Source organism: Aequorivita xiaoshiensis (assembly GCF_022008395.1).
Classification (GTDB): Bacteria; Bacteroidota; Bacteroidia; order Flavobacteriales; family Flavobacteriaceae; genus Aequorivita; species Aequorivita xiaoshiensis.
The window spans coordinates 67,005-91,941 of the sequence record NZ_JAIRBB010000001.1; the positions used below are offsets into that span (position 1 = coordinate 67,005).

Consider the following 24,937-nt stretch of genomic DNA (forward strand, 5'->3'; position numbering starts at 1 on the left):
GGCTACGCTCAAGATAAACTAAAGTCGAAACCCCATAGTTCTCGACTGCGCTCGAACAGACATAAAAAAAGCCTCTAAATTTTAGAGGCTTTTTTATGGTTAAACGGATTACAACTTATTCCAAGTATCATTTAATATATTGATATCAGGTATCATTTTGTTTGGGTCTTGAACAACGCGTTTTACCTGCTTATCTGTTTTAAGTAGGTGACTCCAAACATTACCTCGATGCCAAATTTCAACAGGAAGCTTGATGGTTTCTTTAGTATCATCATTATAAGTTACTAGCAATTCCACTGGCATTGGCATATCACCGTTGTTTTCAACAGTAATTAAATAGTTTCCTTGGTAAGGCTCTACCGACAATATTCCCAAATCTATATTTCCATTTCCAAAGAACCACCCTTTCCAAAACCAAGATAAATCCTCACCTACAGCATTTTCAATATGATTAAAGAAGTCGTTAGGCTGCGGATGCTTATATGCCCAATGACGAATATAACTCTTAAAAGCATAGTCGAATCGCTCTTCACCCAAAATGTATTCTCTAAGCATGTAAAGTCCAGCAGCTGGCTTATAATACGCTGTATAGGCTAAGTTTCGTGCATTAGCAATATCTGGATAAGTGTCAATTCCTTCGCGATTTCCATAGGTTAGGTATTGAACCAAATCACGCGGTTTGTCTGTTCTTGTTGGATATTCCCCATTATTAAAGGCAGCTGTACTGTAGTGATTGATAAAAATATTTAAGCCTTCGTCCATCCACGGATAACGACGTTCGTTATTACCAACAATCATTGGGAACCAGTTGTGTCCAAATTCGTGATCAGTTACACCCCAAAGTGATGCTCCTCCTCTTTGGTACCCACAAAAACTAACTCCTGGATACTCCATTCCACCTACACTAGTTGCTACATTAATCGCATTGTGATATGGATAAGGATAATAAGTATTAGAGTGAAACTCTACAGAAGCCTTAGTATATTCGGTAGAGCGGCCCCAAGCGTGTTCGCCATCGCTTTCTTTAGGATAAACAGATTGAGCCAACCCAACTTTTCCATTTCCTAGATTCATTTTTGCTGCATCCCAAATAAAAGCTCTAGAGGAAGCCCATGCTACATCGCGTGTATTTTCCATTTTAAAATGCCAAGTTAGCGTGCCTTTCTTTTTAGCTTGAGCTACCGATTTCCCAACTTCATCTGGTTTAATAATGTAAACTGTTTTATCACTTTTCTCAGCTTTTGCTAAACGCTCTTGTTGAATTTGTGTAAGTACTTCATTTGGATTTTGTAGTATTCCTGAACATACAACTGTTTGATCTGCAGCAGCGGTAATCTTTACATCAAAATCTCCATATTCGCAATAGAATTCTCCTGCTCCCAAATACGGATCTGTATTCCAACCTACCACATCGTCAAAAACTGCTACACGCGGATACCATTGTGCAATGGCATATACAGTTCCGTCTTTAGCTTCAAACCTGCCCATACGGTCCATTCCTTCAACAGGAATCTTGTATTCAAAATTCATTTTTATCTCAACCTGTCCTCCATTAGCTGCAAGAGGCTCATCTAAGAAAACTTGCATTCTCGTATCTGAAATTAGGTATTTAGAAGAAGTTCCTGTTTTCGTTTTAGCTGAAAAATTTGAAAGTTTATAGCCACCTTCAACGTCTCCACTATAACGCCCTCCTTCAAGAGGGGAAGTTAAAGTACCACGCGAAGTTTCTGTGAAACGATTTTGCTCTAGGTATAACCAAATAAAATCTAGCTCTTCAGGACTATTGTTGGTGTATTGAATAGCAACATTCCCTTTAACCATGTGATTTTTCTCGTCTAAAGTTACATCAAGCTGATAATCGGCTGAGTTTTGCCAATATTTCGGACCTGGTTTTCCCGAAGCTGTGCGATATTCATTTCCCTGTCTATAAGTGAAATTATCGAAAAGATTTTGATTGTTTGGGTTTACATCTTGTGCATATAGGGTAAAATGCACAACGGAAAAAAGCAGCATAATCCATAAACTGCTATTGAAATACTTCATATTATTCAATTTTTATAAGTCAACTAGCGAAGATAATGAAATGTGATTTGATTACAACTAAATTATATTATTGTCCTAGACCTACGCAGCAACGGGAGTAAGGAACGTAGATTTCTTTCTATTCAGATTAGCAACGATTTTTGCATAATCTTAGAATCCCACAACTTTTTGACTTGATCCGTTTGCGAGTATAATATATAGACAAAATATTCCATAAAAAAAGCCGAAGTATACACTTCGGCTTTTGAAAGTTAGTGGGCGATGAGGGGTTCGAACCCCCGACCCCCTCGGTGTAAACGAGGTGCTCTGAACCAGCTGAGCTAATCGCCCTTTCACTTAGCGGTTGCAAATATAGGTTACTTTTTAATACCAACAAACATTTTTTAAAAAAAAATTCAAATTCTATAAAAATTAAATCTTGTGAGAGGGTTTTTATGGTTTATCTTTGAAATCGATTAACCATAAAAAAACTACTTTTTGATTCCATTCATCAAAAAAATTATCATATCGGTTGTAAAAAGACAAAACCAACGACCAAAAAATGCAAAAAACGAATCGTCTTTTGACAAAAGTGTAAGAAACCTTGAAGTAGAAGTTAAACACGAAATTTATGAATTTTTCTACCTTCTACTTGGAGTTTTAGCTGCTTCATTTGGACTTAGAGGATTTTTAATGCCAAATAGTTTTATAGACGGAGGTATTACAGGGATTTCGCTTATGGTAAATGAGCTTACAAACATTTCACTACCCTTATTACTCGTTTGTTTTAACCTCCCTTTTTTAATAATGGCCTATTTTACTGTAGGAAAAAGCTTTGCTGTAAAGAGTGTAATGGGAATTACCTTTTTAGCAATAGCTGTTGCTCTAATTCCATTTCCACAAATAACAGATGATAAGATTTTAATTGCCTCATTCGGAGGTCTCTTTTTAGGACTCGGAATCGGTTTGGCCATCCGTGGTGGGGCGATTATAGACGGCACAGAGGTTCTTGCTATTTATATAAGCCGCCAAACGAACTTAACTGTTGGTAACGTTATACTACTATTTAACGTAATCATTTTTATAAATGCTGCCTATTTCCTTTCTACCGAAATTGCTCTTTATGCTATTCTCACCTATTTCGCAGCTTCAAAAACTGTAGATTTTGTGATAGACGGTATTGAAGAGTTTATGGGAATAACCATTATTTCAGATTATAGTGATGAAATTCGACTTGCTATTATTCAAAAAATGGGACGAGGTTGTACCTTATTTAAAGCCGAAAAAGGTTACTCACAAAACGGAGAAGTGCGCAAACCTGTAGATGTAGTATACACAGTTATAACTAGATTAGAGATGACAAAACTAAAAACTGAAGTAGAAAAAATTGACAGCAATGCCTTTATAATTATGACTTCCATTAAAGACGCCAAAGGCGGAATGATTAAAAAGAAGCCAATTAAAAAATTCGACAAATAGATTTATATTTATATAATTTCGGCTAACCACTAAAAGCTGATTCTTCTCAAGTAAAGTTGAATGCCAAAAACACTAATCATCTCTGGAAGTCAGCTGCAATGCATCAGTAACGATGAAGTAATTTCACCTCAATTATATAAGATCCAAAATTCGCTCTAAAGCCATTCCTCTTGATGCTTTTATCAAAACAGTAGCATTTTCTAGCTCCTGAGTTTTTATCACTTTTTTTAAGTCATCAAATGTTTTAAACTGCTTTATATGTGAAGCATTATTTTTTGCTTTATAAAAATTACCTCCCGTTAAAAACACTTTTGTAAAATTGTTTTCTTTTAAGAAGTTTACAATATTTTGATGTTCAGCTTCAGATTCTGTTCCTAGCTCGAACATGTCACCTAGAAATACAATTTTGGTATCTCCTTTAGTTTGTTTGAAATTTTCCAAGGCCGCCATCATGCTTGTTGGGTTTGCATTATAAGCATCCAACAATATAGTATTTGAACCCCGCTGCATCAATTGTGAACGGTTGTTTGATGGAACATACTCTTCTATCCCTTGTTTAATGTCGTTAACTGAAACGTTTAAATAAGCGCCTATTGCGATAGCTGCAGAAATGTTTGCGAAGTTGTATAAACCTACCAAATTACTTTGTAATTCAATACCATCGTACTCCACTAGAAGGTGGTTAGAACCATCTAAAAGCTTTATAATAAAATCAGCATTTGAGTCTCCAAAGGTAATTCTAGATATCCCTTTAGAATTTTCCAGTTGTTTTGCATCGTTAGCGTTAACAAATATTTTTTTATTGTGATCTTTTAAAAACTGATAAAGTTCAGTCTTCCCCTGTATTACACCTTCTAGGCTACCAAATCCTTCCAAATGCGCTTTTCCAAAATTCGTAATATATCCGAAATCAGGTTTTGCTATTTCACTTAGCATTCTAATTTCACCTAGATGATTTGCGCCCATTTCAACAATCCCTATCTCCGTTTCCGAATCCATCGAAAGCAACGTAAGTGGCACTCCTATATGGTTGTTTAAATTACCTTTAGTAGCAACCGTTATAAACTTTTTAGATAAAACTGTATTTATAAGTTCTTTTGAAGTGGTTTTACCGTTACTTCCAGTAAGCGATATAATGTGAAGCCCTAAATAATTTCTATGGAAGTACGCCAATTGCTGTAGCGTTACAAGAACGTTTTCTACTAGAATTGTTTCTCCAGTATCTTTATGAAATTTCTTTTCATCGATCACCACTTTAAAAGCTCCTTTATCTAAAGCTTCTTGTGCAAACATATTGCCGTTAAAATTATCACCTTTTAATGCAAAGAAGATTGATTTTACAGGAATATTCCTAGAGTCAGTGCTTACTCCAGAGCTTTCTAAAAAGTTTTGATGTATTGTTTTTATATCCATAAACTTAGTGTGAATATATAAAAAAACCCTCCAAAGTTTATCACTTCGAAGGGTATAATTTTTAAAAAAAGTTTGAACTTTAGTTTCTCGCTTTCTTTCCTTTTTTAGATTTAGAACCAACACGACTCATAGCACATCTAAAGCCAATGAAATCTGAAGCCATATCTTGCGGGAAATATCTTCTTTGAGCCGGGTCTAACCAATACTCTCTATCTCTCCAAGATCCACCTTTGTACACTCTAACTTCGTTACTAATTAAAGTAGTACGGTTATTAGATTTGTCATAAACGCGATCTAACTGCCCTGTGGTATCAGCGTATACATTGTGAACTGGCGCATTGTACATCCTTTTAGTATCATCACCAGTTTCTCCAAAATCGTTTTGGAATGATTGGTAATATCTAGTTGATTCTTTATCACCATCTCTAAAATCGCGGTTATCAGCTTTAGAGAAGTTTGTTCTTAAGTAAGTATCCTTTTCATCAACTGGTACTTGAAGAATTTCACCAGGTAAGTTACGTGCTATAATTCTACCGTTGCTTAAGGTGTCGTAAACTATTGAATCCATAGTAACAACTTTTACTTGACCATTCTCGTCAATTGCGTTTTTTGTGTAAACATTTCCACGATAGTAGTTAAAGTCGTTAAAGTCGTCATCGATAATAGGTCTGTAAATATCTGCTACCCATTCTGCAACGTTTCCAGCCATATCGTATAAACCGTAATCGTTAGGCGCATAAGATTTTACTTGAGCAGTAATATCGGCACCATCATCACTCCATCCAGAAATTCCACCGTAATCACCAGATCCTTGCTTAAAGTTAGCCATCTGATCACCTAATGATCTTCTCTTACCAGAGCGAGTGTATTGTCCTTCCCAGGGATATTTTTTTCTACCTCTGTATGCATTGTACTCACGAAGTCCTACTAAACCTAAAGCAGCATACTCCCATTCAGCTTCCGTTGGTAAACGGTATGCCGGTAGCAACATTCCATCCTGACGTTGAATAAATAGGTTTGTACTATCCTTACTTCTCTTAGCAATAGCTTCAGATTTTTTTCCTCCTCTTGTAATCGAATCGTTTCCACCATATGTTTTAGTTGGTGCATTAAGATACGTTTCAGTGCTAAAGGTTTCACCTGGCTCCACTTCATAACGAGCATTTCTAGAAGTAACGCCTTCGTTTTCTAGAATCATTTCATTAACTCTATCGGTACGCCATTTACTAAATTCTACTGCTTGAACCCAGCTAACTCCTACCACTGGATACTCTGCATAGGCAGGGTGACGCAAGTAGTTATTAGTCATCACTTCGTTGAAACCTAAACGATTTCTCCAAACTAATGTATCAGGAACAGCTCCTTCGTAAATTCTGCGATAATTTTCGTTAGAAGGTGGGAAAACTTTCTTTAACCAATCTAAATACTCTAAGTACATTAGGTTCGTTACTTCGGTTTCGTCCATATAAAAAGATTGAACGTGCTGTTGGTTTGGGGTATTATTCCAGTCGTGCATAGGATCATCCTGAACACGGCCCATGGTAAATGTACCTCCTTCAATAAATACTAGTCCAGGACCAGTTTCTTGTTCATTAAACTGAGGGTCGTACTGAAAGCCGCCTTCTTTAGAGTTTAGCTTCCATCCGGTAGCACGAGAACTGTCTTTGTAATCTCTAGATTTATTGCAACTAACAAATACTGTGGCTGCAAGGGCAGCAACAAATAGCTTTAATGCAAGGTTTTTTCTTAACATCATAAATTCAAAAATATGTGAGAATTGGGTTCGCAATATAGTAATTAACGACAAAATCACAATAATATTTTATTATTATTGCGTTCTAGTAAAGGCTTTGTCAAAAATCCTTTTCACGATAGCAAACGTATTAGTTTTGATAATATTATCCTAATTAAAATATTGCACAAAGTTATTAAAAAGGATTAGCTATACTAACTGTTTATTTAAAGCGTTAATAATATTGATGAAAAAACAATTATTTTTATTACTACTTTTTTGCATCCCATCTATAGGTATAGCACAGTCTCGAAACATTTCAATTAGCTGGAACAACAAACCTGAATTTGTTGAATCCACAGGAAATAATTTTTCAGATAATGCTACAAAGCAAGAAAAACTTGAAGAATTAAAACTTCAAATTAATGAACAATCCATTAGCTATGGTACACAATGGGAGGATCAAGGCTTCGCCGATAAAAATTCAGTAAGAGTTACCAACGTTACCTATGCTCCACTGTCATCAAGCGCTGTTAGCAAACTAAATACAGATTTAATTCCAAATGAGCTGACCTATAAGCTCGTTAGTACAAAATCTAGAGAAAAGCTTTTTACAACATTTATTGTTTCTCCAATTGTAGGTTCAAATGGGAGTTATAGACGCGTTACAGCATTAAAAGTTGATTATAATTACGGGCCGCAGAGTCGTAATATGCCTCCAGGCATTACAAATTCTGTTCTATCACAAGGACAATGGTTTAAATTTAAAGTTGAAAAAACCGGTGTTCATAAAATTGACAAAGCTTTTTTAAATAGCTTAGGCATGAATACCGACGGAATTAACCCGCAAACCATAAAAATCTATGGGCACGGCGGACAATCGCTACCCTTATTAAATGCTGAAAACAGGTTTTTCGACTTACCTGAAACGCCAATACAAGTAATTGGAGAAGCAGACGGAAGCTTTGATTCTGGCGATTACATACTATTTTACGGAACAGACACTAAAGGTTATGTTGAAGAAAACGACTCCAACATCAACCCTTATACCGATGAGTCCTATTATTATATTACAGCAGGTGGCGAAAGCGGAAAGCGGATAACTCCAATGGTTGAACCAACCGCTTCGGCTACTATGAGTATCGATGAATTTGACGATTATCAATTTCACGAAAAAGACGAGGAAAGTCCAACGAAATTGGGGAGAAGATGGTTTGGAAACAGATTCGACATTCAAAGTGAACAAAGCTTTACTTTCGACTTCCCTAATATTGTATCGGGTGCTCCCATGAAAATATTAATTAAGGCTGCCGCAGCATCCGAAAGTGCTACTTCTATGAATGTAACAGTAAATAGCACCAGCCTTAATCCTATTACATTTTCTGCTTTAGGCTCTTCTGGACTTTTAAACTTATCTGAACTTGACACCGAAGTTCCTGCTAGTGGAGAGTCGGTAACAATTGACCTAGCTTATAACAACAATGGAAATCCGTCTAGTATAGGATACTTAGACTATATTAGTATATGGGTTAAAAGAAAACTTACTGGGACAGCTAAACAAATGGTTTTTCAATATAACGATGCTGTAAATCTAAGTGGAGTGGCAGATTATCAACTGGCAAATGCAAGTCAGATAAGTCAGATTTGGGATGTTACGGACCCACAGTTTATCACTTCAAAAAAAAATGAAGAAAACGCATCTTCAATAAGTTTCAAACAAAATTTAGGCAGGCTCAGAAAATATGTAGCTATTAATCCAAACGACTACTTCACCCCTATTAAGATTTCTCAATCTGCAGTAGCAAACCAAAATTTAAAAGGAAGTATATTTAAAGATGAATCGGGACAATTTAAAGATATCGACTACATTATTATAACGGCTCCTTTTTTAATTCAACCTGCATTACGCCTTGCAAATCACCATAAAAACTTAAACGGCCTTAATGTAAAAGTGGTTACTACAGATAAGATTTACGAAGAGTTTAGCTCTGGCAGTCAAGATATATCGGCAATTCGTAACTTTATTCGATATGTATATTTCAACGCTTCTTCTGAAGCTAATCGCGTTAAATTTGTTGGTATATTAGGAGACACCTCTATAGATTATAAAAACAGGATTTCAAACAATAACAATATAGTACCAACTTTTCATACCTTATCGAGTACTAGTATAAGTTTTTCATTTATGTCTGATGATTTCTTTGGAAATATGGATGAAAATGAAGGTACTATCGGGCAAAGGTCTGGCGATATTGATTTGTTAGATATCGCAATGGGAAGAATTGTTGCAGACAATGTTTCCTTAGCCAATGCAATGGTCGACAAGGTAATCAACTACACCTCTGAAAGCACTTATGGCAACTGGAGAACAAATTTTGTTTTAGTTTCTGATGATGCCGACAATAGTACAGACGCAACCTTACAGCGTAATCTCGATGCCCTCGGGGATCAAATTTCAGACGAAAAACCTTTTATAAATGTAAAGAAAATTCACTCCGACTCATACCAGCAACAAGCATCCGCTGGTGGAAATAGATACCCTGACGTAAATGAAGCCATAAAAACTGCATTTGAAGCTGGAGCAATTATCCTCGATTACTTTGGCCACGGGGGTGAAGACGGACTAGCACACGAATTTATATACACAAAAGGAATAGCGGAAGGACTTAAAAACAAAAACAAACTGCCTTGTGTTATAACCGTAACTTGCGAATTCACAAAGTTTGATAACCCGCTTCGCATTACCGCTGGTGAATTAACTTATCAAAACAAAGAAGGCGGTGCAATTTCCATGGTTACTACTACCCGTGCAATTTTTATTAGAACGGGGGTGACTTTTAATGAATATCTAGCCGAACACCTTTTTGGCTATGGTAGAGATGTACCGGTTGCTCCCTCTGAAGGACTTCGCCTATCAAAAGCCGACTTAGGAATAGGAACTCCACTTCGTCGTGTAGTTTTTTATATTGGAGACCCAGCGATGAATCTTGCTTTTCCAAAAAAAGATATTCAAATCACTCATTTAAACGATGTTCCAATTGGCCAAGCTACCGACACACTTAAAGCCTTGAGCAAGGTTAAATTTAGCGGTCAAATTTTAAGTCCGAATGGTACTCCCATTACAGATTACAATGGTACTCTTGGCGCGAAAGTGTTCGATAAAAAAGTACAACGCCAAACCTTAGACAACGACAATATTGGTGAAATAATGGATTTTGAAGTATTAGGTGAAGTATTATTTAACGGGCAAGCATCTATACAAAATGGGCAATTCGACTTTGAATTTGTTGTTCCTCGAGATATCCAAATTCCGGTAGGCAAAGGTAGAGTTAGTCTTTATGCCGAACGAGAAAACGCTTTAGAAGATCAAGCAGGTGTAAACCTAGATATTAACGTAGGAGGATTAAATGAAAATGCTCCTGAAGACAACCAAGGCCCACTTATTAAGTTATTTATGAACGACGAAAGTTTCGTTTCGGGTGGCATAACAGACGACTCCCCTATCTTATTAGCAAAACTAGAAGATCCAAATGGAATAAATACTGCCAGCGGAATTGGTCACGATATTGTAGCTACACTAGACGGAGATGAATCTAATCCATTTGTACTAAACGAATTTTACCAAGCCGAAGTGGACGATTACACTAAAGGCACAGCAACCTTTAAGTTTCGTGATTTAGAAGATGGATTGCACACTTTAAAGCTAAAAGCTTGGGATGTTTATAACAATTCTTCCACTGCAGAGATTCAATTTGTAGTTGCTGGTAATGAAAAATTAGAAATAACTCGCGTTTTAAACTATCCAAATCCCTTTGTAAACTACACAGAATTCTGGTTTAACCACAACAGACCTGATGAAACACTAGATGTGCAAGTGCAAGTTTTTACAGTTACTGGGAAAGTAGTTTGGACCAAGAATGCAGCTATTCCGCCATCTGGAAGCTATCTATCTCGAGAAATTACTTGGGATGGTCGCGACGATTTTGGAGATAAAATAGGAAAAGGTGTATATGTATATAAGATTACAGTTAAATCTGCGTTAACCAATCAGCGAGTTGAAAAATTTGAGAAACTCGTTATCCTTTAAAAATTAAAATTATATTTGCCCAAAATTCACAATAATGAAGAAAATTCTTGTTACCGTACTAATAGGTTTAGTTGCTTTTAAATCGGTGAAAGCACAAAATGATATTGAAAAATTTAATCCAATTACAACAGGTGTTCCTTTCTTACTTATTGCCGCTGACCCTCGTGCTGGCGCATTAGGAGACATAGGTGTTGTGACTTCTCACGATGCTTTTTCACAGCACTGGAACCCAGCTCAAAACGTATTTGCGTTATCTAAACAAGGAGTTGGTATTTCATATACTCCATATTTAAGTAAATTGGTAAACGACATCTTCTTAGCCGATGTAACCTATTACAACCGTCTAAGTGAGCGTAGTGCTGTAGGTGCTAGTTTACGATATTTTAAACTTGGTGACATTGAAGCACGTCAAACATTAGAGCAAGACCCTTTAATCTTAAGTCCTAACGAATTTACTTTTGATGTGTCATACGCACTTCGATTAAGTGAGCGTTTTTCTATGGCAGTTTCTGGTAGATACCTTCGTTCAGATTTAAAACTTCAAACAAGTGATGCCGATGCTTCTGCAGCAAGCTCATTTGCAGTAGATGTTTCAGGATATTACCAAAGTGAAGAAATTCCTTACAGCGATTTTGATGGTCGTTGGAGAATGGGTTTCAATATTTCAAACATTGGACCTAAAATTAAATATGACAACTCAGACAACTCTGAGAGCAACCTTCCAACAAACCTAGCTTTAGGTGGAGGTTTCGACTTTATTCTTGATGAGTACAACAAAGTAGGGGTTTCGTTAGAAGTTAATAAACTTTTAGTGCCAACGCCACAAGACCCAGATCTTAACGGTGATGGTGAAGTTACTTCAGAAGAAATTGCTCAAAACAACAGAGACTATAGAAACATAAGCTTTATCTCTGGTATGTTTAAGTCGTTTGGAGATGCTCCAGGTGGAATGTCTGAAGAATTAAAAGAATTTACTTGGGCACTAGGTGCTGAATACTGGTATCAAGATGTATTTGCATTCCGTGCTGGTTACTTCAACGAAAGCGATATGAAAGGAGGAAGAAAATTTGCTTCTGTAGGTGCAGGTTTCCGTTATACTGCTATCAACATTGATATTTCTTACTTATTTGGAACTGGTAAAGTTGTTACGCCACTAGACGGAACACTTCGTTTTGGATTGACGTTCAACTTTGGTGATACTTACGACGAGTATTAAAAAGAAAAGTTGAGCAATTAACTTGTTTAATACTTGACATTTGAAAAAACAAAAAATAGAAATCTCAATTGAAGTTTTTGAATCGGTTTCAGAGCTTCCAAAAGATATTCAAGAATTAATGAATAAGGCGCAAGAAGCACGTAAGAATGCTTATGCGCCTTATTCACTTTTTCAAGTTGGGGCAGCTATTCGGCTTGCTTCAAACGAAATTACTATTGGCAGTAATCAAGAGAATGCAGCCTATCCTTCAGGCTTATGCGCAGAGCGTGTGGCTATTTTCCATACAGGAGCGCTTTATCCAAACGAAGGAATTAAGGCAATTGCCATTTGCGCTAGTTCTTCTAAACAAGTTCTTACCGAACCCATAGGACCTTGTGGCGCCTGCCGACAGTCTTTGGCAGAATACGAGCAAAAGCAAAAATCTCCAATCGCCGTTTACTTTATGGGTGAAACTGGAAAAATTGTAAAAACTAATTCAGTACTAGATTTACTCCCCTTAGGTTTCAATGCCAAATACCTCTAATAGAAGCATCATTTAATAAATAACGATCTTACAATTAAGCATTGTTGAAAAGTTGCTTTTTGCATTTTTTCAAGCATTTGTATTTTAGGAATTGTTATTTGTATTTTCTCCTTTTAAAGTACTATTTTTGTTATCCGTTTAATAAATTTTCCCCTGGGAAAACCTTATAGCAGATAGATGAAGAAAATCACTAAGAAAACGTACCTAGATTGGTACGAAAACATGCTCTTTTGGCGCAAATTCGAAGACAAACTTGCGCAAGTTTATATCAATCAAAAAGTAAGAGGTTTTCTACACCTTTACAATGGTCAAGAAGCTGTTCTAGCAGGTGCGCTGCACGCTATGGATCTTTCTAAAGACCGAATGATTACCGCATACAGAAACCACGTACAACCTATTGGCATGGGTGTAGACCCAAAAAAAGTAATGGCAGAGCTTTACGGTAAGGCAACTGGTACTTCTCAAGGCTTAGGTGGTTCTATGCATATTTTTGCTAAAGAACACCGTTTTTACGGAGGGCACGGTATTGTAGGAGGACAAATTCCACTAGGTGCTGGCTTGGCTTTTGCCGATAAGTATTTTGAAAGAGATGCTGTAACCTTAACCTATATGGGAGATGGTGCTACGCGTCAAGGTTCGCTTCACGAAACTTTTAACCTTGCAATGCTTTGGAAACTTCCAGTGGTATTCTGTGTTGAAAACAATGGCTACGCTATGGGAACTTCGGTTGAACGTACCGCAAACCACACCGATATTTACAAACTTGGTCTTGGTTACGAAATGCCGTGTAAACCAGTTGATGCTATGAAGCCAGAAGTAGTAGCAAAAGAAATGGACGAGGCTATTAAACGTGCGCGTCGCGGAGATGGACCAACTTTCTTAGAGTTGCGTACCTATCGCTACCGTGGGCACTCAATGAGTGATGCACAACACTATAGAACAAAAGAAGAGGTTGCCAAGAAACAAGAAGAAGATCCAATTAGTTATGTTCTTCATCAAATCTATGAAAACGATTGGGCAACTCAAGACGAGATTAAAAAGATAAACCAAAGGGTGAAAGATTTGGTTGAAGAATGTGAAAAATTCGCTGATGAATCTCCATATCCAGAGAAAAATGTGATGTTCGATTCTGTTTATGAACAACAAGATTACCCTTTTTTATCAGATAAATTATAAGAGATGGCAGAAGTAATAAACATGCCGCGTTTAAGCGACACCATGGAGGAAGGAACGGTAGCAACTTGGCTTAAAAAAGTTGGGGATACCGTAAACGAAGGCGATATTTTAGCCGAAATTGAAACCGATAAAGCTACAATGGAGTTTGAATCTTTTTACGAAGGAACTTTACTTCACATAGGTATCGAAGAAGGTGAAACCGCACCTGTAGATACTCTGTTGGCGATAATTGGTGAGGAAGGTGAAGATATTTCTGATTTACTAAAAGGTAAAAGTTCTGAAGAAAAAGAAACTGATACCGATAACAAATCGAAAGATCAGAAAAAAGCTGAAGATTCTCCAAAAGAAACTGAGGAGTCATCGACATCAGAAAAAGCAGATTTACCTGATGGTGTTGAAGTAATTACAATGCCACGCCTAAGTGATACGATGACGGAAGGAACTGTTGCTACCTGGCTTAAAAACGAAGGCGATAAGGTAGAAGAAGGTGATATTTTAGCTGAAATTGAAACCGATAAGGCTACCATGGAGTTTGAGTCGTTTTACTCTGGAACGCTTTTAAAAATTGCCATTGGCGCAGGCGAGTCGTCACCTGTAGATGCTGTACTTGCTATTATTGGCCCAGAAGGAACCGACGTATCTGGAATTGTTGAGAGCTATCAAACAAAATCAAATACTTCTGAGGCACCTAAGGAGGAGAAAAAAGAAGCTTCTAAACCAAAAGAAGCGGAAAAAGCGACTCCGGTTCAAGCTTCAAAAGAAAACTCAAGATCAGAAACTGTTAATGAAGGAAGACTATTTGTTTCTCCATTAGCAAGAGTTTTAGCTGAAGAAAAGGGAATTAACCTGCGTCATGTTCGCGGAAGTGGTGAAAATGGACGTATTGTAAAAAGCGATATTGAAAACTATCAGCCAGCGGCAGCAGGTGGAGCACAAGCTTACACTCCAGTTGGAACAGAAAGTTTTGAAGAGGTGAAAAACTCTCAGATGCGTAAAACAATCGCCAAGCGTTTGTCTGAATCTAAATTTACAGCTCCAGAATACTATCTAACTGTTGAGTTGGATATGGATAACGCAATATCCTCTCGCCAAGCAATTAATTCTGATCCTGACGTAAAAATATCGTTTAACGATATGATCATTAAAGCGTGTGCAATGGCGTTGCGTAAGCACCCACAAGTTAACAGCCAATGGTCGCCAGAAGCTACAAAAATCGCAAAGCACATCCACATCGGGGTTGCCGTAGCGGTAGATGAAGGATTGCTTGTCCCTGTATTGAAATTTGCAGACCAAATGACGTTCTCTCAAATTGGAGCACAAGTAAAAGAGTTGGCTGGAAAAGCAAGAAATAAGAAAATAACGCCACAAGAAATGGAAGGTAGTACGTTTACTGTTTCTAACCTTGGAATGTTTGGAATAGATGAATTTACTTCTATTATCAATCAACCGAATTCAGCAATATTATCAGTTGGAGCAATTGTTCAAAAACCAGTTGTGAAAAACGGGCAAATAGCTGTGGGTAACACTATGAAGGTAACACTTGCTTGCGACCATAGAACAGTTGATGGTGCAACAGGAGCTAAATTCCTACAAACAGTACGACAGTATATTGAGAATCCTGTTACTATGTTTGTGTAAATAATCTAAACCTAGCAGGTTTTTAAAATCTGCTAGGCTTTTTATAATTTGACCTCGCAAACAGTGAGGTTTTTTTATTAATAACGCATTCTACAAGGTGTACCTTAATTTTAAATGGTATTTTATGTAGGGCAAAACAGAAAGCTATGAAAAACATAATAATTACAGGAACATCAAGAGGTATTGGCTTTGAAATGGTAAAGTTATTTTCAGAAGCTGGACATAACGTATTGGCGCTTTCTAGAAACGTTAAGCCTGTTTCATCGTTAAACTTGAAAAATGTTACTGCTTTAGAATTTGATATAGCCGATGCAGCTGCAATTGTAAAACTATCGAGCTTTTTACAAGCCAGAATGGAAAGAGTAGATGTTTTAATAAACAACGCTGGACACTTGGTTAATAAACCTTTCGAAGAAATTACTGCTGAAGAGTTTAAAGCTTGTTACGATGTAAATGTGTTAGGGCCTTCTATTTTAATAAGAACCTTGCTACCTTATATAAACAAGGATGGACACGTGGTGAATATTAGTAGCATGGGTGGTGTTCAAGGCAGTGTAAAGTTCCCAGGACTAAGTGCATATAGCAGTAGTAAAGGCGCCATACTTACCCTAACAGAATTGCTTGCTGAGGAGTATAAAGAAACGGGTCCTTCTTTTAATGCGTTAGCATTAGGCTCTGTACAAACGGAAATGCTTGAAGAAGCTTTCCCAGGATTAAAAGCCCCACTTTCAGCCACCGAAATGGCGCAATACATCATGGATTTTTCGCTTAAGGGAAACAAGTTTTACAATGGAAAAATTTTACAGGTTTCGAGTACTACGCCTTAACTTTTTACAATTATCTAAGCTTTCTTTTTAGCAAGTTTTTTCTTTTTATCTTTTAGTTTTTTAAGCCAAATAATTACCCCTGTAATTGGAAGACTTGTGGCAATCAAACAGGAAATAAAGTAAATAGTTTTTGAAAACCAGCCAAAGATTGTTCCCATGTGAAGTGATTTTATGGAACTCGCAATTTGCTCGTTTAGGGGTTTTTCTGAAAAAATTTCTTTAGCTATTATTGAACCATCACGATCAATTTTCAATTCGTCTACAGCTGTTTTAAAAAAATCTTGATCGTGGTATTTTCGAATATTAAATATTTCTTTTTCAACTGTAGGAATTTGTAAAACCGTAGTACCTTCAAAAGGTAATTCTCTTTCGGTGATGCTTAATATATCAGTAAATTCTACACTTGACTTATCTAAATTAAGTGTAGATTCTATTTTAGGACCGCCACCGCGACCTCCAAAAACCTTAGTCCCGAGTACTGCACTCCCGGCATCCCTATACCATTGAAAAGACCAAAACAAACCTGTTATTGACATTATAACTAAAAAGATAGCAGTGTAAAATCCCAAAGTTACATGTAGGTCATGGTTAATACGTTTCCATTTGCCTCGCCAACCAATTTTTAAACCAGGTTTTAAATGTTTCCACTTCAGTTTTGACAATTTTTTCTTCGGAAACCAAAGTACGATTCCAGAAATAGAAAGAATTAAAAATATAATAGTTGAAATTCCAACAATAGGTCTTCCGATAGATATGTCTAGCAACAACCACCGATGCAATTTAAAGTTAGCCATAAAAAACCCATCCAATGGATTTTCAGGTTTTTTGGCATACTCCCCCTTGTATTGGTCAACAAAAAACGTAGTCCCACGACGGTCATTTTTATTTGTCTTTACAGAAAACTCATAGGGTTTTGTAGGCTCTGGTCTAATACTCACGCGCATAACTTCACCTTCAGAAATTAGTTTTTGCGCTAATTGCTCAATAGGTAGCTTTGTTTCGGTTGGTGAAACAGTAATTTCTTCAGCGAAAACACTTTTAATTTCTTCTTCAAAAGTAAGTATGGTTCCCGTTAAGCAAATAATAAGTAAAATGATTCCACTCCCTACTCCCAACCACAAGTGAACATCATTTATAAACCTTCGGAGTGTATATTTTTTGGTTTTCATCTATAAATAATTCAATTAATGATAAAGGCACAACCTTGGTCGTGCCTTTATTAATTAACAACTCAAACAACTAAAAGCTATAACGAACTACCCCAGCAACACTTCTTGGGTCAGTTTGATTGATATAGCGAGTTCTATAGGCGTTATAGCCTATTTCATTAAAGACGTTATTTAAAAGAAATTGAACACTCCAGTTTTGGTCGAATTTATATTCAGCTTGGAAGTTTACTAGCGTATATGCTTCTACATCGAAAGGTTTTTGCCCAGGAACAATCCCTTCGTGCGTTACAGGACCTGAAGACCAATCGTTTATTGGGCGTTCACCGGTGAAGTAAGCTCCTGCTCCAATAGTTAAACCATCTAAAGCTGTATTTGCAAACGAATAATTAGCATAAGCATTAAACGTATGCTTTGGTGTATTAAGCGGTGCAGACCCGTAAACATAAGAAGTGTGCTCCTTGTACTGAGCGTCTATATACGAATACCCACCAATTAACTCCAAGTTTTGAAACGGACGACCTGTTAATTCAACTTCTATTCCTTGTCGTTGATCATTACCCCCTTGGGTGTAATACAAGATGTTAGTCCAAGTTTCGTCATAAACAGGGAGGTTAATATTTTTATTATTGATTTTGAAAAGCGTCACATTAAAACGCAATCTGTCGTTTAACCAAGTAGTTTTTAAACCTGTTTCAATCTGATCGTAACGCTCATTACCCAATTCCTCACCGTTTTCACCTAAGCGTGAAGCTGTTCTTGGATACGAACTGTTGGTGTATGAAGCAAAAATATTGATGTTTTTAATTGGTGAAATAATAAAACCACCTAATGGATTAAAAGCGTCGCTACGCGTATTCTCAGTTCCAGAAATTGTTTCCGTAGAACTATAGCGCGCTCCTAAAAATGTTTTTAACCATGAATTCCATGAAATTACATCTTGTACCACAAAACCTAGTGAATTTGTTTTTCCACCGCTAATTTTGGGATCGTTTAGTGAAACATTTGGTAAGCGGTGTGTTATGTTTTGAAAGACATTAATAGTATCGACTACTCCTGCAGATTGGCTACTAGTACTCACTCGAGAAGACCGATAATCAAACCCAACTTGAAAAGTGTGTTTAATAGACCCCGTATATACTTCGTCACCAATTAAATCGAATTGCAGAACGCTGTTGTTATCATCTCGGGTTGATGTAGTATAGCTACGCTGACGAACATTATACAAAGGAATATCATTTTCTTCAATTGTTTTTCCTAAACTAGCACCCTTATCGTCTAAACTTAAAGATGAGCTATAAAACGCACCTTTTAAGGTAAGCTTATCGTTTAATTCGTGATCCATTCGAATTGCATAGGTCGTATTTTGGGTAATGGAACGATCATTTTCAAACCCTAAAAACTGTGAATCTGGAAGATTGTAGATTGCGTTTACATCATTATCTGCAAGGTTTACGGTACCTAAATCTGGCGTACGACTATCGTAGTAATGATCTAATTCTAGTGTTACAGTAGTTTTCTTATTCACTTTCCATTGAAAAGAGGGGTTGAAATAAAAACTTTCTTTATCTACCATATCGCGGTAGCTATCAGCTCTTTCTAAAGCTCCATTTAAAAGAAATGCAATGTTTTTTTCTTTATTAAGTGGTCCGTACAAATCGAAGGTTGGCCTAATCTGTCCAAAACTATTTCCTCTTAAACTCACACTTCCCCCTGTGTTGTATTTAGGGGTTTTGGTTACTATGTTTATAATTCCACCCGGACTTCCTAAATCGGTAGCCACCCCTTGTGTAATTGAGGCTGTACCCTTAAGAATTTGAATATTATCTACTCCCTGCATATCGGTTAGCACACCCACACCTCTAAAATCGGAGTGTACTCGCACGCCATTTTTAAGAATTGGGATTCCTCTAAACCCACGAGACGACATACTTTCTCGTTTATTACCATAAGTGGCGAAAGTATAAACCCCAGGTACGTTTTTAGTAGCTTCAGAAATAGATAAAGCCCCTTGATTCTCAATTACCTTTTTAGAAATAACAGAAATACTCTGAATCTGCTCATAAGGTTTTAATGGTAGTCGCGTAATAGATTCAATTTTATCGGGATGGTCGTTTCGGTTACCAAAAACTTCCACTTGTTCTAATTCATTATCGAAAGGAAGCTGAAAAACAATTCCGCTTAAAACCGGTTGATTAGGATGAATTGATATAGAAACTGCCTGATACCCTACTCCACTTGAGGTTAAATGCCATTCCCCATAAGGAATATTGTTTAAGATAAATTCACCATCTTCATTTGCGGTTCCTCCTTTTTTTATTTCGGAGATATAAACACTGGCAAAGGGGATAGGATTGTTGTCGATATCGATAACCTTTCCTTGAATTGATGCTACTTCCTGCGCAATCACAAACTGTGCGCAAATCATAAAAAGTAACGAAGTAATGTATTTCATTTTATGTTATATTAATTTAGATTGATTTTAAATAGAGCGCAAAATTATTGTGCAAAACTTAATTATCCAAGACTATTTAGAATTAATTTAAATAAAAATATTTAACTATTTGATACTAAAACGAATGATAGATTCTTTCGCTTTTCATTTTGATTATAATTTTATATTTTGACATCTAAATGAGATTTTTAAGGCTAAATCTCGGTATTTTTGAAGCTGTTTTTAGGTGTAAAAATTCATATCTTGACCTTCTATGATAGAGATTCTTGAGAAATATATTCCACAGGCGTCTGTTGTTCCAGTTTTTGAGCTAATACAGACTCACAATGTGCACCTAAAAATTGTTAACCAACGTGTTACCCGGCACGGGGACTACAGAAGAATGCCTAATGGGCAACATCAAATTACGGTAAACACTTCTTTAAATAAATATCGTTTTCTCATAACCCTTATTCACGAAATAGCACATTTAGAAGCTTTCGAAAAGTACGGCAGGCTTATTAAACCACACGGTATTGAATGGAAACGCACATTTCAGATACTAATGCTTCCCTTTTTACGTCCCGAGGTATTTCCGAATCAACTATTACCATTATTAGCGCGACATTTTAAAAATCCGACAGCATCTAGTGACACCGACGCAACATTATCTTTAGCGTTGAAGCAGTTCGATCCCGAGAATGATAAAAACTATATCTTTGAAATCCCATTAGGTGGAAGTTTTAGACTATATAATGGGAGGATATTCAAACGCGGAAAAAAGAAAGTGAAGCGATATGAATGTGTAGAAATTGCGACAGGAAGAGTTTACCTTTTCAATCCAAATGCTGAAGTGGAATTTTTGAAATAAATATGAAAAAATTCCGGTTAACGGTTAGCAAGAACTACACTTAACCTATTAAAACATACAGACAACGAATTAGATTTTGTTCTCTAATTCTTTAGCGTCTTGAATCAAAATGTTAATTATGAATAAAAATTATTATGCAGTAATAATGGCGGGTGGCATTGGCTCAAGATTTTGGCCTGTAAGCACACAAGAATTCCCAAAGCAATTCCACGATATGTTGGGTACTGGAGAAACCTTACTGCAAAAAACGTTTTCGAGGCTTAACAAAATTATACCTTCGGAAAACATTTATATACTTACCAACGAAAGGTATTTGGAGATTACACTTGAGCAACTACCCAAGATTTCAGAAAAGCAAATAGTATTAGAACCTGCTATGCGCAATACCGCGCCATGTATTTTGCTTTCCGCTTTAAAAATAAAGAAAGAAAACCCAAATGCTCTAATGTTGGTTGCTCCAAGCGATCACTGGATTGAGGATGAACTCGCTTTCTCAAACGACGTTCAAGAATGTTTTGAAGCTGCTGAAAAAGACGATATTTTACTCACTTTAGGAATTAAACCTACTTTTCCTAACACTGGATTTGGGTATATAGAAAGTGACAGGGAACCTGCATTAAGTAAAGCTGAAAAACATGCTAATCAAGAAGTAGCTAATAAAAACATTGCTAAAGTAAAACAGTTTAGAGAAAAACCAGATTATGAAACCGCCAAGAAATTTATAGCGGCAGGAAATTTTAATTGGAATGCAGGTATTTTTATTTGGAGTGCTAAAAGCATAGTGAGTTCATTTGAGCAATATTTGGGTGAGATGTACACCTTATTTGCAAAGGGAAATGAATTTTTAAACACAGCTAAAGAAAAGACTTTTATTGAAGAAAACTATTCAGCGGCAGAAAACATATCTATTGATTACGGAATTTTAGAAAAAGCTAATAATGTTTACGTAAAAAAAGCTACTTTCGATTGGAACGATTTGGGTACTTGGGGAGCGCTTCACGACAAGTTAGAGAAAGATAATTTTAACAACTCTGTTGTAAATGCTGACACTCTTATAGAAAACTCGAAAAACAATATGATATTTACGTCGTCAAAAAAACTTGTTGTTTTAGACGGAATTGAAGATTATATTGTAGTGGATAAAGAAGATGTTTTACTTGTATTTCCAAAGGATAAGGAACAAGATATAAAAGATCTTTTAAAAGACGTTTCCAATAAATTTGGTAAAAAATATTTATAAATGGAGAATTCAAATAACAATAATGATATAAAGGTTACTCCTAATGACGAGGAATTTGAGCAAGTGAAACTCAATACTTGGCAAAGCATCAAACAGTTCTTAAAAGAACTTTTCGACATTCGCGCAGACACCGACCGAGACGCTACAATTGATGCAGTAAAAAAAGACATTTCTTTTAAAGGGCATACAGCTTGGATTCTTATTTTCTCCATATTCGTTGCATCTATTGGTCTTAATGTAAGTAGTACTGCTGTTGTTATTGGTGCCATGCTTATTTCTCCACTTATGGGGCCAATTGTAGGTATTGGACTGTCGGTTGCTATTAACGATGTAGAAACCCTAAGACGTTCGCTTATAAACTTAGGGGTAATGGTATTTTTAAGTGTACTTACAGCATTTCTTTACTTTAAGTTATCTCCTCTTACCGAAGAAACACCTGAGCTTATTGCAAGAACATATCCTACAATTTTAGACGTGTTAATCGCTATTTTTGGTGGATTAGGACTAATAGTTGCTAAAACAAAAAGTGGTACAATAGCTAGCGTTATCTTTGGGGTTGCAATTGCCACGGCCTTAATGCCACCCTTGTGTACTGTGGGTTATGGATTAGCAATAGGAAATGCTTCATATGCCGGTGGTGCATTATACTTATTTAGTATTAATGCTGTATTTATTGCGCTATCTACATTTATTGTTTCAAAAATTTTGAGGTTTCCATTAGTAAGGTATGCAAACAGTAAAAGACGTAAACGAATTTCTCAAATTGCATCTTTAATTGCTATTGCGGTAATGGTTCCCAGTGTATGGTTATTTATAAAACTATTAGACCAACAAGTTTTTGAAAACAGAGCTAAAGAGTTTGTAAACAAAACTGTAAAATACGACGGAGCCGAAGTAGTTAAATTCACTCAAGATTACAAGACAAAGGATATAGATGTTTATTTTATTGGTCGCCCAGTGCCACAGTCAAAAATAAATGAATGGCTAAAAGAGTTGGAGAGTACCGACAAGCTAGAAACAGCTCGCCTGCGAATTTATCAAGGAACAGATCAAAGTGGTGAAATGGCAGCAAGGCTATCGGGGGAAATTAAAGCAGGTATTTTAGAAGATCTTTACGTAAAAAACGAACAAATAATTCAAAACAAGGATGAAAGAATTCGCTTTTTAGAGGATCAAATCACCATGTTAAGAGTTAAAAGTATTCCTTTTGAAGAAGTAAGTAAGGAGCTTAAGATAAACTACGAAAACGTTGAAACATTTAGCTATTCAAACAAAATTACAACCAATTTCAAAAAAACAGATACACTCCCTGTTATAAACATCCGTTGGAAGAAAAATGTTCCCGCTAAACAACGCCAAGAAGAATTAAAGAAAATTGAAGCCTGGATTAAGTTTAAAATGAAATTAGATACGCTTGATGTATCAGAATACAGATAGGGTAATAGGCTAATTAAGCTTTATTTTCCTTTAACTGAACATCGCGTATTTTCTTAAATAAATCTGATGAATAAACAAAACTGGTAACATCTTTATTATCAGTTTTAAATATTTCTTGGTTTGTACCCTGCCAAACTAATTTACCATTTTTAAGCAACATTACCTTCTCACCAATCTCCATAACTGAATTCATATCGTGAGTTACCACGATGGTTGTAATATCGTATTCATGTGTTATCTCCTGAATTAACGTATCGATTAAGGTAGCTGTTTTTGGGTCTAGTCCAGAGTTAGGTTCATCACAGAATAAATACTTCGGCTTGTTTACAATGGCACGAGCAATAGAAACACGTTTTTGCATTCCACCAGAAATTTCGGCAGTATATTTTTTATTAACCCCTTCGAGGTTTACTCGTTTTAAAACTTCATTTACTCGAGCCAGCATTTCTGGCTTCTTCATTTTTGTAAACATTCGCAACGGAAACATTACATTTTCTTCAATATTCATCGAATCAAATAATGCTCCACCCTGAAAAAGCATCCCCATTTCTTCGCGAAGCATGCGTTGCCTTTCGTCGTCCATATCTTGAATAGCCTCGTCTCCGTAATATATTTTACCTTGTTCTGGCTTAAATAATCCAATAAGACATTTAAGCATAACAGATTTACCACTACCACTTTGCCCGATAATAAGGTTGGTTTTCCCTTTTTCGAAAACAGTAGAAATCCCTTTTAGAATTTCTTCTTCACCAAATCTCTTATGTACATCTTCAATTTTTATCATGCGCTTAAAAGGAGTTGGGTTATTATATAGTTTGCGGCAATTATAAGTACACTAGTCCACACAAAGGAATTTGTACTTGCTTTACCTACTTCAAGTGAGCCACCTTTCATATAGTAACCTTGCCAAGATGGTACAGTAGCTAATATAAAGGCAAATATGAATGTTTTAAAAAAAGCGTAAAATAGTTGATAGGGTATAAAATCTTCTTGAACTCCAGCGATAAAATCGGCAGAACTACTAAAACCACCATATACCGCTGCTACCCAACCTCCAAAAACTCCCAAAAACATTGAAAGAACTATCACAAAAGGGTAAAACATTAGAGCGACAATTTTAGGAAACACCAAGTAGTTAAGGGAGTTTATCCCCATAACTTCCAAAGCATCAATCTGCTCTGTAACTCGCATAGAGCCAATACTGGAAGTAATAAAGGATCCAACTTTACCCGCCATGATAATAGAGATAAAAGTTGGAGCAAACTCCAAGATAACAGATTGTCGAGTTGCAAATCCAATTAAGGTATCTGGAACAATTGGGTTGTCCATGTTTAATGCTGTTTGAATAGACACAACACCTCCCACGAAAAAAGATATAAAAGCAACGATACCCAAAGAACTTATAATAAGGTCATCTATATCCTTAAAGATCATATGTTTCAATACTGATGTTTTAGTGAAGCTAGCGAACACTTTTTTAAGCATCAAAAAATAAGAACCAATATCATGTAAATACTTCATAAAATCTATAGTTATGGCTAAAGTACTAAATTTACATTAGTGTAATTTATAAAAGTGCGTTAAGAATTCATTGGTAAGGTGCTTTTTACAATTTAAATTAAATCTAAAACACAGTATCTAATCTTCCAGACCTTGAATAACAGTCTTTAAAATAA

17 protein-coding genes and 1 tRNA gene are annotated in these 24,937 nt (G+C 36.2%); 10 read left to right on the top strand and 8 right to left on the bottom strand.

The window, feature by feature from the left end; genetic code table 11:
- Positions 1-108: 108 nt before the first annotated feature.
- Both K8344_RS00290 and K8344_RS00295 read right to left on the bottom strand, forming a co-directional pair.
- Complete coding sequence (locus K8344_RS00290; protein WP_237606261.1) at positions 109-2,043, bottom strand: M1 family metallopeptidase; 1,935 nt, start codon at positions 2,041-2,043, stop codon at positions 109-111.
- A gap of 255 nt (positions 2,044-2,298) precedes the next feature.
- A tRNA-Val gene (locus K8344_RS00295) sits at positions 2,299-2,373 on the bottom strand.
- Between the two features lie 147 nt (positions 2,374-2,520).
- Between K8344_RS00295 and K8344_RS00300 the strand changes: the two genes are divergently transcribed.
- Positions 2,521-3,501 (top strand): YitT family protein, encoded by a 981-nt coding sequence (locus K8344_RS00300; protein ID WP_237606263.1) that lies wholly within the window; start codon positions 2,521-2,523, stop codon positions 3,499-3,501.
- Between the two features lie 132 nt (positions 3,502-3,633).
- Here the strand turns inward: K8344_RS00300 and K8344_RS00305 are convergent, their stop codons facing one another.
- Complete coding sequence (locus K8344_RS00305) at positions 3,634-4,914, bottom strand: UDP-N-acetylmuramoyl-tripeptide--D-alanyl-D-alanine ligase (protein WP_237606265.1); 1,281 nt, start codon at positions 4,912-4,914, stop codon at positions 3,634-3,636.
- A gap of 79 nt (positions 4,915-4,993) precedes the next feature.
- Positions 4,994-6,667 carry a gliding motility lipoprotein GldJ gene (gldJ, locus tag K8344_RS00310; RefSeq protein WP_237606853.1) on the bottom strand — a complete coding sequence of 558 codons (1,674 nt, stop codon included), beginning with the start codon at positions 6,665-6,667 and terminating at the stop codon, positions 4,994-4,996.
- Positions 6,668-6,893: 226 nt separating this feature from the next.
- Here gldJ and porU point away from each other — a divergent pair, with 226 nt between their 5' ends.
- From porU to K8344_RS00340, 6 genes are all read left to right on the top strand, one after another.
- Positions 6,894-10,733 (top strand): type IX secretion system sortase PorU, encoded by a 3,840-nt coding sequence (gene porU, locus K8344_RS00315; RefSeq protein ID WP_237606267.1) that lies wholly within the window; start codon positions 6,894-6,896, stop codon positions 10,731-10,733.
- Positions 10,734-10,767: 34 nt separating this feature from the next.
- Complete coding sequence (porV, locus tag K8344_RS00320; protein WP_237606269.1) at positions 10,768-11,949, top strand: type IX secretion system outer membrane channel protein PorV; 1,182 nt, start codon at positions 10,768-10,770, stop codon at positions 11,947-11,949.
- A 40-nt stretch (positions 11,950-11,989) separates the two neighbouring features.
- Positions 11,990-12,472, top strand: a complete 483-nt coding sequence (gene cdd / locus K8344_RS00325; protein ID WP_237606270.1) for a cytidine deaminase — start codon at positions 11,990-11,992, stop codon at positions 12,470-12,472.
- Between the two features lie 177 nt (positions 12,473-12,649).
- Entirely contained in the window at positions 12,650-13,648 is a 999-nt protein-coding gene (gene pdhA / locus K8344_RS00330) for a pyruvate dehydrogenase (acetyl-transferring) E1 component subunit alpha (protein WP_237606271.1), read from the top strand.
- 3 nt (positions 13,649-13,651) lie between these two features.
- Positions 13,652-15,286, top strand: a complete 1,635-nt coding sequence (locus K8344_RS00335) for a pyruvate dehydrogenase complex dihydrolipoamide acetyltransferase (protein ID WP_237606272.1) — start codon at positions 13,652-13,654, stop codon at positions 15,284-15,286.
- A gap of 146 nt (positions 15,287-15,432) precedes the next feature.
- Positions 15,433-16,113, top strand: coding sequence for an SDR family NAD(P)-dependent oxidoreductase (locus K8344_RS00340; protein ID WP_237606273.1), 681 nt, complete (start codon positions 15,433-15,435; stop codon positions 16,111-16,113).
- Between the two features lie 14 nt (positions 16,114-16,127).
- Here K8344_RS00340 and K8344_RS00345 read toward each other — a convergent pair whose 3' ends face one another.
- Both K8344_RS00345 and K8344_RS00350 read right to left on the bottom strand, forming a co-directional pair.
- Positions 16,128-17,282, bottom strand: coding sequence for a PepSY-associated TM helix domain-containing protein (locus K8344_RS00345; RefSeq protein ID WP_237606274.1), 1,155 nt, complete (start codon positions 17,280-17,282; stop codon positions 16,128-16,130).
- 70 nt (positions 17,283-17,352) lie between these two features.
- Positions 17,353-19,734, bottom strand: a complete 2,382-nt coding sequence (locus K8344_RS00350; protein WP_237606275.1) for a TonB-dependent receptor — start codon at positions 19,732-19,734, stop codon at positions 17,353-17,355.
- Between the two features lie 253 nt (positions 19,735-19,987).
- On the opposite strand from K8344_RS00350, the gene K8344_RS00355 reads away from it, so the two are divergent.
- The 3 genes from K8344_RS00355 to K8344_RS00365 all read left to right on the top strand — a co-directional run bounded on the left by K8344_RS00355 (position 19,988) and on the right by K8344_RS00365 (position 23,261).
- Positions 19,988-20,584, top strand: a complete 597-nt coding sequence (locus tag K8344_RS00355) for a SprT-like domain-containing protein (protein ID WP_237606276.1) — start codon at positions 19,988-19,990, stop codon at positions 20,582-20,584.
- A gap of 118 nt (positions 20,585-20,702) precedes the next feature.
- Complete coding sequence (locus K8344_RS00360; RefSeq protein ID WP_237606277.1) at positions 20,703-21,824, top strand: mannose-1-phosphate guanylyltransferase; 1,122 nt, start codon at positions 20,703-20,705, stop codon at positions 21,822-21,824.
- Positions 21,825-23,261 carry a DUF389 domain-containing protein gene (locus K8344_RS00365; protein ID WP_237606278.1) on the top strand — a complete coding sequence of 479 codons (1,437 nt, stop codon included), beginning with the start codon at positions 21,825-21,827 and terminating at the stop codon, positions 23,259-23,261. It begins immediately after the preceding gene.
- 13 nt (positions 23,262-23,274) lie between these two features.
- Here the strand turns inward: K8344_RS00365 and K8344_RS00370 are convergent, their stop codons facing one another.
- Both K8344_RS00370 and K8344_RS00375 read right to left on the bottom strand, forming a co-directional pair.
- A complete protein-coding gene (locus K8344_RS00370) occupies positions 23,275-24,045 on the bottom strand; it encodes an ABC transporter ATP-binding protein (RefSeq protein WP_237606279.1) in 771 nt (256 codons plus the stop codon).
- Positions 24,042-24,782 carry an MlaE family ABC transporter permease gene (locus K8344_RS00375; RefSeq protein ID WP_237606280.1) on the bottom strand — a complete coding sequence of 247 codons (741 nt, stop codon included), beginning with the start codon at positions 24,780-24,782 and terminating at the stop codon, positions 24,042-24,044. Before K8344_RS00375 ends, K8344_RS00370 begins: the two co-directional genes overlap by 4 nt.
- Positions 24,783-24,937 lie beyond the last annotated feature (155 nt).